The 14,252-nt window shown below is 70.9% G+C and carries 10 protein-coding genes and 1 pseudogene; 3 read left to right on the top strand and 8 right to left on the bottom strand.

Going from position 1 to position 14,252, the window contains the following annotated elements; all coding sequences use genetic code 11:
• Nucleotides 1-27: 27 nt before the first annotated feature.
• Together E0504_RS53795 and E0504_RS53790 are read right to left on the bottom strand one after the other, a co-directional pair.
• The gene (locus E0504_RS53795) at nt 28-1,077 is read right to left on the bottom strand and encodes a LacI family DNA-binding transcriptional regulator (RefSeq protein ID WP_112108042.1); all 1,050 of its coding nucleotides are present in this window, start codon (nt 1,075-1,077) and stop codon (nt 28-30) included.
• A 107-nt stretch (nt 1,078-1,184) separates the two neighbouring features.
• On the bottom strand, nt 1,185-1,490 hold the full coding sequence (locus E0504_RS53790) for an SDR family oxidoreductase (protein ID WP_306769356.1): 306 nt from the start codon (nt 1,488-1,490) through the stop codon (nt 1,185-1,187).
• A gap of 918 nt (nt 1,491-2,408) precedes the next feature.
• Here E0504_RS53790 and E0504_RS43405 point away from each other — a divergent pair.
• Nucleotides 2,409-3,854, top strand: a complete 1,446-nt coding sequence (locus E0504_RS43405) for an ABC transporter substrate-binding protein (protein ID WP_131627310.1) — start codon at nt 2,409-2,411, stop codon at nt 3,852-3,854.
• Nucleotides 3,855-4,096: 242 nt separating this feature from the next.
• On the opposite strand, the pseudogene E0504_RS43400 reads toward E0504_RS43405, so the two are convergent.
• Nucleotides 4,097-5,664 (bottom strand): annotated as a pseudogene (locus E0504_RS43400) (ABC transporter substrate-binding protein).
• An 88-nt stretch (nt 5,665-5,752) separates the two neighbouring features.
• Nucleotides 5,753-6,613 (bottom strand): SDR family NAD(P)-dependent oxidoreductase, encoded by an 861-nt coding sequence (locus E0504_RS43395; protein ID WP_131627328.1) that lies wholly within the window; start codon nt 6,611-6,613, stop codon nt 5,753-5,755.
• 1,039 nt (nt 6,614-7,652) lie between these two features.
• Between E0504_RS43395 and E0504_RS43390 the strand changes: the two genes are divergently transcribed.
• Complete coding sequence (locus E0504_RS43390) at nt 7,653-7,979, top strand: helix-turn-helix domain-containing protein (protein WP_131627306.1); 327 nt, start codon at nt 7,653-7,655, stop codon at nt 7,977-7,979.
• Between the two features lie 225 nt (nt 7,980-8,204).
• Here E0504_RS43390 and E0504_RS43380 read toward each other — a convergent pair whose 3' ends face one another.
• Nucleotides 8,205-9,206 (bottom strand): YihY/virulence factor BrkB family protein, encoded by a 1,002-nt coding sequence (locus tag E0504_RS43380; RefSeq protein WP_112108032.1) that lies wholly within the window; start codon nt 9,204-9,206, stop codon nt 8,205-8,207.
• Nucleotides 9,207-9,287: 81 nt separating this feature from the next.
• Nucleotides 9,288-10,391 carry an NAD-dependent epimerase/dehydratase family protein gene (locus E0504_RS43375; protein WP_243657885.1) on the bottom strand — a complete coding sequence of 368 codons (1,104 nt, stop codon included), beginning with the start codon at nt 10,389-10,391 and terminating at the stop codon, nt 9,288-9,290.
• A 551-nt stretch (nt 10,392-10,942) separates the two neighbouring features.
• On the opposite strand from E0504_RS43375, the gene E0504_RS43370 reads away from it, so the two are divergent.
• Nucleotides 10,943-11,149, top strand: a complete 207-nt coding sequence (locus tag E0504_RS43370; protein ID WP_020572307.1) for a hypothetical protein — start codon at nt 10,943-10,945, stop codon at nt 11,147-11,149.
• 575 nt (nt 11,150-11,724) lie between these two features.
• Here the strand turns inward: E0504_RS43370 and larC are convergent.
• Both larC and E0504_RS43360 read right to left on the bottom strand, forming a co-directional pair.
• Nucleotides 11,725-13,026: a nickel pincer cofactor biosynthesis protein LarC gene (larC, locus tag E0504_RS43365; RefSeq protein WP_131627302.1), complete on the bottom strand. Its 1,302-nt coding sequence runs from the start codon at nt 13,024-13,026 to the stop codon at nt 11,725-11,727.
• A gap of 28 nt (nt 13,027-13,054) precedes the next feature.
• Nucleotides 13,055-13,975, bottom strand: coding sequence for an aminotransferase class IV family protein (locus tag E0504_RS43360; RefSeq protein WP_243657884.1), 921 nt, complete (start codon nt 13,973-13,975; stop codon nt 13,055-13,057).
• Nucleotides 13,976-14,252: the final 277 nt, after the last annotated feature.

Raw genomic sequence — 14,252 nt, 5'->3', positions numbered from 1 at the left:
CGCACTGGTCGCGCGCGGGAAAGATCCTCATCCGGACTCCCTGCTGATCAGGTGTGGTCGCAGGGCGACCGCCATGTCCGGGTCCAGGTCCTGTCCGTCGAGTAGCCGTCGGATCGAGGACGCGACCACCCGCGCTATCGCCGGCACGTCGAAGGTGGTGGTGGTGATCGCGGGCCGCAGCGCGGCGCCCAGCGGGTGGTCGCCGGAACCGACCACCGCGATGTCCCGGGGAACCTCCAGGCCGGCGGCACGCAGCTTGTCGATGAGCAGGATGGCGAACTGGTCGCTGTTGGCGTACACCGCGTCCGGCCGGTGCTCCGGGTCGCGCCATCGGTCCACCACGGTCGCGATGCTGTCCGGGGACAACTCGCAGTCCACCCGTTCGACCGGCACGTTCCCGGCTGTCGCGACCTGCAGGACCGCGTCGTAACGCCGCTCGGGCACCTCCGCCAGCGCCCCCCGGGGCACCAGGCAGGCCAGGCGCCGGCAGCCCCGGGTGAGCAGGTGACGTGTCGCGAGGCTGGCCACCGCGGCGGGATCGAGGGGCACGGTGGGCGCGTAGGTCACGCTCGGGACGCCGGTGAGCAGAATCGCCCGCACGCCCGCACGCCGCAGCAGCTCCACGGCGGTCCGGGTACCGCGGGACACGTTGACGTACACCGCGGCGGGCCGAAGCTCGGCCCATGCGTAGGCTCCGCTCATCCCGGTGGTGGTGCGGTCGCCGTGCATCAGCAGGACCAGGTCACGCTTCGCGAGCTCCCGGTCGAGGTTCTCGAGGAACCTGTCCTGGCCGGGGACGGTCGTTGACCGCGACATGGGCACCAGGACGATGTTGCTGCGCCCGGCGCGCAGCGCCCGCGCCGACGCGTTCGGGGCGTACTGAAGCTCCCGCGCCGCCGCCAGGACCCGCTGCCGGGTCTGCTCGCTGACCGGGTGGTCGGTGCCGTTGAGGACGTGGGAGACCGTCGCCCGCGACACACCGGCGCGCCGGGCCACATCCGCGCTGGTGGGCCGGGCCGGCTCCGGCGCCGCGGTCGGGCCCGGCAGCCCTTCGCCCCGCCGATCCTCGAGCGGCACAGCTCGACCACCCTTCCTCGTCCCGCGGTCCTGGCGGTCCGCGGGCGTGATCGATTTACACGTGTAACTGTGGCCGTACGTTACACGTGTCACCTCTCCGCCGCGGGCTATCGGCCGGGTGTTCCGGGGAGGGCGGCACGAACGCCTCCGTCGACGGGAACGTCGATCCCGTTGACGAAGCTCGCCGCGTCCGAGAGCAGGAACGCCGCCGCGGCGGCGACTTCCTCCGCGCGGCCCTCACGGCCCAGCGGGGTCAGCCGCACGAGCCTGTCGTTGGTCCCGCGCGCGGCCTCCTTGTGGCGTCTTCTCCGGGCTCTTCGTTGAGGTGGGGGACCGTGCGGCGGGAACCCTTCGGGGCCAGCCAGCGATACTTCGGCGGCGCGAATCGGAGGGCCCGCGTCGGGAGAAGGCATGACGCTTGTCTGGTCGGTCGTGCGGATGGCGGGCGCGTCATTCTCGGTGCGATTGCGCGGCGCCGAGGTGGGTGGGGCATCGGCCGAGCTGCCCGACATCCCGGGTGGGCCGATCGGCGACGGAGCGGGCCGGCTCATGCGGCTGGGGGTGCAGCGGCAGCGCCGGTCGCGGGATTGTGCCAGCCTCCTGGGCCGGCGGTCAGGACCGTGCCAGCGGGCACCGGACGGTCGAGGCGGTAATCGTGGCCGCACACCCCCTCCTTATGCGACTAGTGGTCGCTCATCAGTCGGTGAGTATGCGGGCGATGCTCGCATACTGTCAAGATGGAACGGGGTGGTCCTGTGACTTCTCTGTCGCCGTTCGTGGCGATGGGGCAGCCGAGCTGGCTCCGCGACGCCCGCCTGTGCCTGCGGTCAGCCGGCTGACCGCAGGCACAGGCGGTTGACGTCGCCCAGTCCCGGGTGCTTTGATCCCGTCCTCAACGGGTGAGGGGCGTCGGCCAAGCCGATCTCACTTCCTGACAGCGCTCGTCAGCCAGGGGATGTGGCTGGCGAACCAACCGTGCTCGTCCTCGAGGGGACGCCGCGCCGCGTGGCGCTCGCTGTTGCGCGGCTGCAATCGGGGTCCGGGGTCTGTCGGTCAGTAATGCTGTCGGATTTTCCTGTGTCGTGGTTCCGCTTCGCGGATCACGCTCTGAAAAGCTCGCCGCGACCGCGAGAAGGAATCACCCGCCGGCAGTCCTCTATTTTCTCATTCCACTTCCATGCCACCTTTGAACGCCGACGGAAGGTCCGACCATGCGTCGCAGGACACGATTACTGGCCACGGCTGTTACATGTTGCGCCGCCCTTCTGTTAGGGGCCTGTGGTGGAGGCGGCGATTCCACCAGCCCGTCCGCGGGTGCCTCCGGCAAGCCGGTGGCGGGCGGCCACGGGCGAATCCTGACACTGAGCGATCTGCGCAGCCTGGACCCGGGGACGATCGGCAACGCCTACGCGAGCACAGGTGTCGTGGGCAACGCCCTGTACGGAACGTTGATGACCAACGACGAGGCGGGCGAGATCCGCTACCAGATGGCCGAGTCCTTCACCACGACGGACAACGGCCGCACCTTCACCCTGAAGCTGCGGCCCGGGCTGGTCTTCTCCGACGGCACTCCGCTCAATGCCGAAGCGGTGAAGTTCAACTGGGATCGGGTCAAGGACCCGGCCACCGGCTCACCCCACCGCTCGGAGGCGTCGATGATCGCCTCGACCGAGGTGGTGGACGATGTCACGCTGACGGCCACGATGGTCACCCAGGTGCCCAAGTATGCCCAGTCCGTCGTCACCTCGTCACTGAACTGGATCGCCTCGCCCGCGGCCCTGCGGAAGGGCGCCGCGGCCTTCGACGCCACCCCGATCGGCGCCGGCCCGTTCACGCTGAAGAGCTGGACCCGCCAGGCCGCCATGGAGCTGGTCAAGAACCCCCGCTACTGGGACGCCCCCAAGCCGTACCTGGACACCCTCACCTTCCAGGCCGCGCTCGACTCCAACCAGCGTTACAACACCCTGCAGACCGGGGGCGCGGACGTCGCCGTCGAGTCGAACCCCGTCAACTTCGACAAGGCCGACAAGGCCGGCCTGCCGAACACCGTGCTGGAGCTCAGTGGCGGGCTCTTCATGGCCATGAACACCCGCAGGGCGCCGTTCGACGACGTCCGCGCACGGCAGGCCGTCGCCGCAGCACTTGACCTGGACGCGCTGAACCTCGCCGCCTACAACGGAACCGGCACACCCGTCGACACGCTGTTCAGCAAGGCCTCGCCCTTCTACTCGGACACGCCGCTGCGCAAGGCGGACAAGGCCACCGCCCAGCGACTGTTCGACGAGCTCGCCGCGGAAGGCAAGCCGGTGTCCTTCGCCGTCTCCACCGCCCCCACCTCGGAGAGCAGGACGACGGCGGAGAACATCCAGGCCCAGCTCGGCACGTTCAAGAACGTCAGCGTCCAGGTCAAGATCATCGAGGTTGCCGACATCGTCTCGCTGCGCACGACGCACGACTTCGACGCGACCACGTCGTCAGCGTTCTTCCAGGACCCCGAACCACGGCTGTGGACGGCCTTCAGCGGCGACTCGCCGGCGAACCTTTCCGGGATCGCCGACAAGGCGCTCAACGACGCCCTGCTGGCGGGGCGGACAGGCGCATCGGAACAGGACCGCGAGAAGGCCTACGACACGGTCCAGCAGCGCCTCACCGAGCTGGCCCCGGTGGTCTTCTTCACGAGAGCGGAGCCCGGCGCCATCGCAGGCAAGGACGTCGGCGGCCTCGTGCAGTACGGCCTCGGCTCGCTCCTGCCCGAGGAACTCTGGATCCAGAAGTAGCCGCCCGCCCCGGACGTCGACCTGACGACTCGTTCCGGGTGCTGAGATCTCGAGATCCTGGGGAAAGACCGAACGGAGAGATGTCCGACGCGAAACAGGTGCCAGGCACATTCCTGTGCCTGGCACCTGATCGTCACGTGGGACGCATGCGCGGACGATCCGCTGGCGGTTCTGGCGCGTCGAGATGACGCCGGGTCAGAGAAACACCGCGTTTTCCTGGACGCCGCAACCGGGGTCCTGGGCTACTTCGCGATCCACAGATCCTCGGGTAGCAGGGAACCCGTACCGTACTGCACGATGCCGCCCACGTTCTTGCCCGTGATGACGGCAGGCGCCGACCGGGTGAGGAAGATAGCCGGCATCGCCTCGGTCAACCGTGCCTGCGCCGCGTCGTAGGCCGCCTTACGCTGCTCCAACGACGTCCCGGTCCGGCCGGCCAACAGATTCCTGTCGAGCTCCGGGTCCACGAGGCCGGGCATGTTCGCCGGCGAGTTCCCGGTGAAGTTCGCCAACAGCCGCGGCTCGGGGTCCTGGAAGGCCGCGGCGGATACGATCGCGTCGAAGTCGTGGGTCGTGCGCATCGCGCCGACCTGCGAGTAGTCGACGGTCGCGACCTCGACCTTGACGTTCTTGAAGCTGCCGAGCTGGGCCTGGACGTTCTCCGCGATCGCCCTGTTCTCGCTGGACGGATAGGTGGAGAACGTGAAGGACACGGGCTTGCCCTCGGCGGCCAGCTCGTCGAACAGTCGCTGGGCGGTGGCCTTGTCCGCCTTGCGCAGCGGCGTGTCCGAGTAGAAGGGCGAGGCCTTGCTGAACAGCGTGTCGACGGGTGTGCCGGTTCCGTTGTAGGCGGCGAGGTTCAGCGCATCGATGTCGAGCGCCGCGGCCACGGCCTGTCGGGCGCGAATATCGTTGAACGGCTCTCTGCGCGTGTTCAGGGCGATGAAGTAGCCACCGCTGAGCGGCAGGAGGTCGGTCGGCAGACCCGCCTTCTCGGCCTTGGCCAGGTTGATCCAGTTCGTCTCGACGGCAACATCGGCGCCGTCACTGATCAGGGTGTTGTAACGCTGGTCGGAGTCGAGCACCGCGCGCATCGTGATGCCGTCGAGGTAGGGCTTGGGTGCGTCCCAGTAGCGGGGGTTCTTGACGAGCCTGATCTCGGCCTGCCTGGTCCAGCTCTGCAGAGTGAAGGGGCCGGCGCCGACAGGGCTCTCGTCGAAGGTCTGCTGACCCTTCCGCAGGGCCGCCGGTGAGGCGATCCAGTTCATCGCCGAGCCGACGATCGCCTGCGCGTACGCGGTCACGGGAGTGGTCATCGTGACTTTCAGGGTGACGTCGTCGACTACCTCGGTCGAGGCGACCATCGCCGCTTCCGCCGCGCTGGGTGAGGCGCTGGCCGGGTCCTTGAGTCGGTCCCAGTTGAATTTCACCGCTTCGGCATTGAGCGGAGTGCCGTCGGAGAAGACCAGCCCGGGCCGCAGCTTCAGCGCGAAGGTCGCGCCACCGTCGGTCGTGGCGAAGGACTCGGCCATCGAGTACGCGATCTTGCCCGTCTCGTCCGTGGTCATCAGGGTGCCGTACAGGGCGTTACCCAGCACGGCGGTGATCGCGGCCTGGTTGCCGAGGGATGCCGGGTCCAGGCTGCGCGGATCGCTCAGTATGAGGATCCGGGCGGTACCCCGGCCACCGGCTCACCAGAGGGACCCGCGGTTCCCGTGGACGGACTGGAATCCCCGCCTCCACAGGCCCCCAGGACGAGTGCGGCGCAGCAGGCAACAGTCGCGCCGAGTAATCGGCTCTTACGCATCATCAGTGACCTCCCGTTTTTCTCATGACAGAAAGAAGACGGGGCCGCGGCCGACCAGCTGACGATGACCGCGCCGTCGACCTGTTCGGGTTCAGGTGGTGATCGCGGGTCGGTCGTCCAGTTCGATCCCGAGTTCCTTGAGCTCGCGCTCGGCCCAGAACAGGCGGCCGGTGTATTCCATGGGCTCGGCACAGGAGGCGAAGTAGGCGAGCATGCGGGCGGGGACCTCCATCGGCACGGCCACGCTGTCGTCGAGGCCGGACTCCTTGACGCGGATGGCCGTGAGCTCGGTGGCGACCAGGCCCGGGTGCATGCCGATCACGGCGATTCCCTTCCGGGCGAGCTCGGGAGCCAGCACATTGCCGAGCCGGTCGAGCGCCCGCTTGCTGCAGTAGTAGCCGGGCACCGCGAGGCTGAACCCACCGATGTTCTCGAGCTTGGGAAGCTCCTCCGGCTGGCGGAAGACCTCACCGCTGCCGGTGCTGAGGTTGATGATGCGCCCGCCACCGCGACTCTCCATAATCGGAGTCACCAGCTGTATGAGCGTGAAGGGCGCGTGGAGGTTGACCGCGAACTGGTACAGCCATTCCTCACGCGTCAGCTCCAGAAATCTTTTCGACCAGATCTCGCCGGCGGTGGCCGCCGCGTTGTTGATGAGCACGTCGACGCCACCGAACCGCTCGACGGCGGCGTCGACCAGGCGCTCGAGATCCGCGGTCTCGGCCAGATCGGTCTGCACGGCGATCGCGCTGGCTCCCGTGTTCTCGATTTCGGTCAGCGTCTCGTTCAGGGTGCCGGGCAGCGTTCTGTCCGGCTCGACCGTTCGTGCGGCCAGGACCAGGTTCGCGCCGCGGCGGGCGAACGTCTGGGCCGCCTGCCTGCCGATGCCACGGCTGGCCCCTGTGATGATCACGACCTTGCCGGCCAGGTCGAGTTCCTCGTGTCGCTGCATCGTCATACGATCTCCGTCCTCCATTTGACCGATGTTCAAATGGAGGGTAGCGCGGCCCCATCGCGCGTCCCCGGTCCTCGCGGTCGAGGTGGCCGGGTTTCCAGAGCGTCGAGGGGTGTCGGTTGGACCCGGCCGAGGAGGATCACGAGGTCTTGCGTGTGCGCGAGGACGTCGGCCAGGACGTCGGGGGTAGTTCGGCGAGGCGGGCAGGTGTCGGGCGTCTGCCTACCGCGGTAGATCCGTGACGATCCGCTGGTCGTTCCGCGCGATGGCGTGACGCGGCGTGAGGTCGTGGCTGAGGCGGCGGAGGAAGCTGTCGCGGGCGTGTACCCCTTCGGGGGTCCTAGGCGGGCGGAGGGGACTCTGTGGCGTCAGGGCGGAGTGGGTGGCGACATCGCGTACCCGCCACCGCCACTCGGCGCACGCCACTCGGCGCACGGCGCGCTGCGCGCTGCGCGCAGCGCGCAGCGTCCCGGCCGAGGAAGGCCGGGCCGTCGAGCGGGTCGGCCAGGTCGAGGGCGTTCCTTCAGCGGAGCCGACGCGTACCCGGCCGGGGAGTCAGGGGTCCCAGCGACGCCCGGCACGATCGGGTGCCGCAGGATAGCTGTCTCCTTGATCCCGGAAAATCTACTCCCGCCGCAGTAGACATCAAGTTCTGTCCTGGGTAGAGTTCCTGTCGTAGCGAAGGAAGTCACATGGTCGCGGCAGACATGAACTGGCGCGAGCAGGGCGGTGGCCAGGGCGGGCCGCCGAGTACCACCGCGAAAGGTTCGGCAGTACCCAGCAGTTGACCTATGTGGAGAGGGGAGTAGACGCCATCAGGATCGCCCGAGCGATGGTCTAGCTCGCTCGGTTACCGCAGGCCCCGGATTGGAAGGTGGTCCCCGGTCACGCATACGCGATCCCCGCACCCCCGCCCTCTCGGGTGGGCATGCGGGTTCCAGAACCCGGCGCGTCTTGGCCGGTAGATGGTGTTGAACCCCCCGGGGCCCTGGTGCTGTATGGCACCAGGGCCCCTCGATGTGTCCCGAGAGGCGCGATGACCCCTGAACGCACACGCAAACCGGCCCACAGTCTCGACGACGACGACTACCCCGCCTACACCATGGGCCGCGCAGCCGAGATGCTCGGCACCACGCCTGCCTTCCTGCGGGCCCTCGGTGAAGCCCGTCTGATCACGCCGCTGCGCTCCGAGGGCGGCCACCGCCGCTACTCCCGCTATCAGCTGCGGATCGCCGCCCGCGTCCGTGAACTCGTCGATCAGGGCACCGCGATCGACGCCGCCTGCCGCATCGTCATCCTCGAAGACCAACTCGCCGAAGCCCAGCGGCTCAACCAGCAATCACGCCAACTGACAACCAGCTAGCCACCGCCCGCCGAGACCCCCTGACAGGCAGATCGACAGGCCCTGCTGGTGCCGGCGCACCTGCGCTTCGGGCTCACCCACACCCAGCTCGCGGCCGGGCTCGGGATCACCTCGATGGCGGGCTCCCGAGGATCAGGGCTGGGCGGCACCCTCGCGCTCGGCCTGCCCTGGCCGGGTGGGCATTGCTACCGGGTCGCGGCGTGGCACTCGTCGCCGTCGGCTCCGTCAGGTGGTTCGCTGACCGACGTGTCGGCGGGAGCGGCGTGGCCGGTGGGGCCAGGTGTGGGTGTCGCGGGGTTCGGCGTACGGCTCCTCGTCCGCGGGCAGGCCGCCGGCGACGGCGCGTTCCCGGGCGATCTCGGCGTCGAACTCCAGGCCGAGCAGGATCGCCAGGTTGGACAGCCATAGCCAGACCAGGAAGATGATGACTCCGGCGAGGGTTCCGTAGGTCTTGTTGTAGGAGCCGAAGTTCGCGACGTACAACGCGAAGCCCCCGGACGCCGCGAGCCAGATGACGACGGCCAGGGCACTGCCCGGCGTCAGCCAGCGGAAGCCGCGCACCCGCACGTTGGGCGCGGACCAGTACAGCAGGGCGATCATGAGGATCACGAGCAGGACGAGTACCGGCCACTTCGCGTAGGACCAGGCCGTCAGTGCCGCGCTGCCCAGGGCGAGCGCCTTCCCCGCCTGGTCGGCGAGGCCGCCGGAGAACACGACGATGACCGCGCTCGCCGCGAGCAGCACCATGAGCATCACCGTCACGGCCAGTCTCAACGGCAGGACCTTCCACGCCGGACGCCCTTCGGGAATGTCGTAGACGACGTTCGCGGCGCGGATGAACGCGGCGATGTAACCGGAGGCGGACCACAGGGCACCGGCCAGGCCGACGACGGCCAGGATCCCACCGGCGCCGGCCGTGTCGCGGATGCCGTTCACCGCGTTCCGCAGGATGTCCCTGGCGGACCCGGGAGTGAGCTGTTCCATGTTGGTCAGGATGCTGTCGGTCGCGGACCTCCCGACCACGCCGAGCAGCGACACCAGGACCAGCAGCGCCGGGAAGATCGCCAGAACACCGTAGTAGGTGAGCGCGGCCGCCCGGTCCGGCAGCTCGTCGTCCTTGAACTCCTTGACCGTGCGCCGCAGCACCGCGAACCAGGAACGCGGACGCAGCTCGTGAAGCCGGTCCGGCTCCTCATCCCGCCGGTGCCGTCTCCAGATCGCAGCCATGACCGATGCTTAGCCGCTGCGGCGCCCGCAAATCCTCTCCTCCGTGCCGGTATCCAGCCCTCCCGGCGCGTGGTCGGCTTGTCAGGCGTGCCTGCCCACGCCGGTACGGATCTCCCGCAGACGGCCCGCGGGGGTGTCTGGTGCGAGGGCGGCGGTGTCCCCTCCGGCGCCTTCCCGCAGCCCCGTGAGGAGGCTGCGGAGGGCGGCGTGGGAGTCGTGCCGGGGCGTCCAGCCCAGTTCCGTCCTGGCGCGGGTGGTGTCCATGAGGGGCAGGTGCAGGACGGCGTCGAGAAGCCCTGGGGTGGCAGGCACCAGATGCAGGCGCCAGGCCGCCGCGAGCGCGGCGCGGGCCGCCCCCGCCGGTACCCGTACGGCGCGGGCGCTGAGGGCCTCGGCGAGGGTCCGGCTGTCGACCACGGGCTCGGCCGCGATGTTGAAGGCCCCGCGAACGGTCCGCTCGGCGGCGAGCCGGTAGGCCTCGCCCACGTCCTCGGAATGGACGACCTGGAATCTCAGCCCGGCGAGATCGGGAACCACGGGTACCGTGGCGGCCCGAACCAGCCCGCCGGGCAGGAGCGGCCCCGCGAACAGGCGGCGTTGCCGGCTGGCCGCCCGCCGTTTGAAGACGAACCCCGGCCGGAGCCGGACCACCCGCATCGCCGGATGATCGAGCTCGAAGGCGTCGAGGACACGCTCGACGTAGGCCTTCTCCCGGGTGTAGGCCGCGCCTGGCCAGCCGTGGGTCGGCCAGGTCTCGTCGACGGTGCGATCCTTCGGTCCGGGGGAGTACGCGCCGACCGACGAGGCACACACGAGAGCCGGCACACCCGCCCGCGCCGCCGCGTCGAACACCCGGATGCCGCCGAGGACGTTGGCCTGCCAGGTCGCCGTCGGATCGTGTGTGGGTTGGAACAGCCACGCGAGATGGATGACCACGTCGGCGCCGGCGAACACGGGGAGCAGGTCGTCGCGGGCAACGTCGGCCGGCACCCAGGTGGTCTTCTCCGCAGTCCAGCGAGGTGGTCTGCGGGCGACACCGGTGATACGGGCGATCGCGGGCGAGCGGGCCAGGGCCGTCAGGACGCTCGTCCCGACGTTGCCCGACGCGCCCACCACGACGACGACGACGGCGCCGCGCCCGGTGGCGGACGTTCCGGTGGTGGATGTGGATGGGGATGTGCTCACAGGCGAACTCCTCGGCGCAGGACGACGTGTCCCACCGCCCTGGGGCATGCGGCGGAACCTCGCTCGGATTGGCCGCACCGCCAGGATCGCCGCTCACGAGCGTGCGAAACGTGGTGGGACCGGCCGCCGCGCGGCAGGTAGGCGGCCCGTCGCCAACACACCGCAATTGACTGATCGTGATGGGTGGCGGGTCGGGTGGGCAGCGTCGGGCTGGTGCCCCCGCGCAGTCCTCCCTGCTGGGGGCGGGGCCAGTGAGTTGCGTCAGCCGGTCCATGCGCTGACGTGACAACTCGCATCCCGGCCGGCTGCCCGTCCTCGACGCTCCGGCCCGCGGGGGCGTACCGTTGAGTACAGCGGACTGCCTGCACGATCACGTCCGGTGTCAGTACATCCCGGGTAAGCCGGGGCTAATGGACGGATGGTGCGGCAATGTACCCCCAGGTCAGGCCCGGGCATGGCCCCGGCGGAGCGTCAACCGCCCGCGTGGCGGACCCTGCGAGCTGCCTGCCTCGCCCTGCCGTTGCATACTTGCGGTGATGAGCCAGTCAGCGGTGCCCAGACGCCATCTGCCCACCAGTCCGTTCAAGGCTCCCGTGATCCCGCCGTGTCCTCAGTTCGCTGAGGGCGACCGGGTCGTACACGACGCGTACGGGCTCGGCCGGGTAACCCGGGTCGAGGGTACGGCCGCCGTCCTCGTCGACTTCGGGTCCCGGCAGGAACGCATACCGAGCCCGTTCGAGGGGATGTCCCACCTCTGAGGCCGTGCGGGCGCGAACAGGCGCCTGCACGCCGCGGGACGGTTCCCGCGCGCGGGAACACAGGCGGCCCCGAAGAGGCGCGTCGCCACCGGAGGGCGTGTCCGCCCGACGGTGACACTTCATGATCTTTTTCTGCCCGTCTCGCCGTTCGTCACGGCGACCCCATCCGAAAGCGTGACCTCTCATCGACACGATCTCGCTCCCTCTCTTCTCGGCAGCGGAGCCGGTACGGCCGCTGCGTCGGCAGGCGCCTCCGCCGCCGACGAACCACCCCTTCCACGCGCCGGACTTCGGGCGCCTCGCGCCGGCGGCGCCGGAGGACATGGATCTGGAGCCCGCGGCTCCCGCTCCCGTCCCCGCAGCCGCCGTGCGGACGCGGCCCCACGACGGCCCGCGCACCCGGCCGGCCCGCCGCCGGCCCACGCAGCCCCGCCAGCACGGAACCTCGGGCCAGCACCGCTGAGCCCCGTCTGACCTGGCGCCCCGCGGCGGATCGCCGACCTCGCGATCGGCGATCCGCCGGGCCGGGTGATCAGTTCGGACGGATCAACAGGGCCGGGCGAGCCGCCGGGACGTCAGCCCGGCTGACCCGGCCGGCCGTGCCCGTGGGCCCCGGGGTGCTCGACCGTCGGAAACTCGTTCCCAGGGGCTGCGGGGGAGTGGGCCCGCACGGCCTCCGCCCGGGCCAGGTCCAGGACCACCTTCGGGGGTAGCCCGGCCGTCGCCGCCACCGCGACCACGTCGTCGTACTCCACCGAGGCGTTGACGACGGCACCGCGAGACGAGGCGATCTTCACCCGCACCTCCCCGCCCGCCACCGCCACCCGCAGCTCGCGGCGGGCCAGCGCGGACTTCGTCACCGTGTGCTCGCGGACCCCGATCGACGTCGTGTGGCTGAAGATCACCTGCCGCAGCCGGTCGGCCGCGGCGGGCTCGCACAGCACCGACAGGACGTGCGCGGGCCGGCCCTTCTTCATCAGGATCGGGGTCAGCCAGGCGTCCGCCGCGCCGCCGGCGAGCAGCGCCCGCAGCGTCGACGGCCACAGCCGCGGGTCCAGGTCGTCGACGTTCGTCTCCAGCACGACGCTGTCGCCGTGGCGGGCCCCGTGCGCCGCCGCCGGCCCCGCCAGATCGGCCCGGCCGACGACCAGCCGGGTCACGTTCGGATGCCCGTCGAGATCCCGCCCGCCGGCGCCCAGCCCGATCGACGTGGTGCGCATGAGCGGCATCGGACCGAACTCCTCGGCGAGCGTGACGGCGAGCGCCACCCCGGTCGGCGTCGCCAGCTCGGTCTCCACCGGGCCGCCCGACGCCGGCGCCCCGGCCGCCCGCAGCAGCTCCAGGACGGCCGGCCCGGGCAACGGGATGGCCCCGTGCGCCGCGCTGATCCGACCGCCGCCCAGCGAGATCGGGCTGCACACGAGCCGGTCGATCCCGAGCGCGTGCAGGCCGGCGACGGCGCCGACGACGTCCGCCAGGCTGTCGAGCGCGCCGACCTCGTGGAAGTGCACCTGCTCGATGGGACGACCGTGCACCCGCGCCTCGGCGGCCCCCAGCGCGTGGAACACGTCCGCGGCCCGGGCCCGTACGACCGGGTCGAGGTCGGCGGCATCCAGCAGCCCGAGGATGTCGGCGAGCCCGCGCGCGTGCGGGCTCGGCGCGCACCGCACCAGAACCTGGGACGCCCGCAGCCCTCCGCGCTGCACAGTCCGCGCGTCCAGCCGCACCTCGTCGGGCAGGCGCAGCGCCGCGACGGCGGCCCGCAGCACGGCCAGGTCGACCCCGGCGTCCAGGCAGGCACCGAGGAGCATGTCGCCGCTGATCCCGCCGGTCGCGTCGAGCCAGCCGACGACCCCGGTGGACGTGTTGCCTGTCATGCCCCCATCATCGCCCGGCGGCCGACGGTCAGATCTCGTCCCAGGGCACCGAGGCGTAGGCGCGGCGCAGCGCGGCCAGCACCGTCTCGTTCACCGGGACCGGTGTGGTGTCGATCCGGTCGACGGGCACGATCCCCCGTGCGTTGGCGACGAAGGCGGCCCGGAAGTGGCCGACGTCCGCCAGCCGTACCGGCTCCCGTCGGGACTCGAGGAGCGGGCCGCGCTCCTCTCCGGCCGCGGCGGCGGGCACGATGGTGGCGGTGTCGGGCGCCGTCACCGCGGCCGCGGCGGCGGGGACTTGATGTGCGACAGGCTCGGCGGTGGCCCCGGGGCGCAGCCGCTCGTCGAGCAGCGCCATGGTGACGCCGACCAGCGACGGGCCGTCCGGCCAGATCACCCTGGCCGGCGCCGCGGTGACGAAACCGATGTTGGCGACGGTGGTCTCGCAGACCAGGCCCTCCCCGGTGACGAGCAGCGCGTCGTCGAAGCCGCGCCCGCGGGCCAGCCGGCCGAAGTGGATCTGCCCGAAGCTGCCGACGTGCTTGATGTGCGGGAACGGCCGCTGGTAGCGCAGCGAGCACAGCCGCAGCGGGCCGGCGGCGGGCTCGGCCGGCGGGCCGATCGAGACCAGGATCGAGACCGACCCCGTTCCGGTGGGAAAGACCACCGTCCGCACGGTCGCGTCGCCGCTCTCCGCCGGGCCGTGCGGGGCCGGGGTGGTCGCCAGCGCGTGCCGGATCCGGTCGCGGACCAGGCCGCCGTCCAGGTAGGTGCCGTAGAGCTCCTGGTTGGCGCGGTCCAGCCGACGCAGGTGCAGTGCCAGCCCCCGGACCCGGCCGGCCCGGACCTGCATCGTCGTGAGGTGGCCGTCGTTGGCCAGGGCGAGGTGGCGCAGGTCGTCCACGCCCGCGGGGTGGCCGTCGACCTCGACGTGCGTCAGCGGTGTCATGTCCACGGAACCCACGGTAGCGATCTCTCCGCGCCGGATCGGGCTTTCGGCGGGCGCCGCAGGGATCCGCCGGCGGTCCCCCGCCCGGGCGCGAGGATTGCGCCGGCAGCTGCCGAAGTCGTTGCGGATACAAGGCTGCGGCTGGGGGAACGGTCCCCCGGATGAGGGCCGGCGAAGCGCTCCGGGGAGGATGTTGTTCCAGCAGCGGCGGTCACCCGCACCGCGTACGGTGTCAGTCCTAGGAAGATCGCCCGTGCCCCCGGCCGGGGCGCGGGTG

It is taken from the genome of Parafrankia sp. BMG5.11 (genome assembly GCF_004337455.1).
This window is presented reverse-complemented; position numbering and strand designations above follow the sequence as displayed.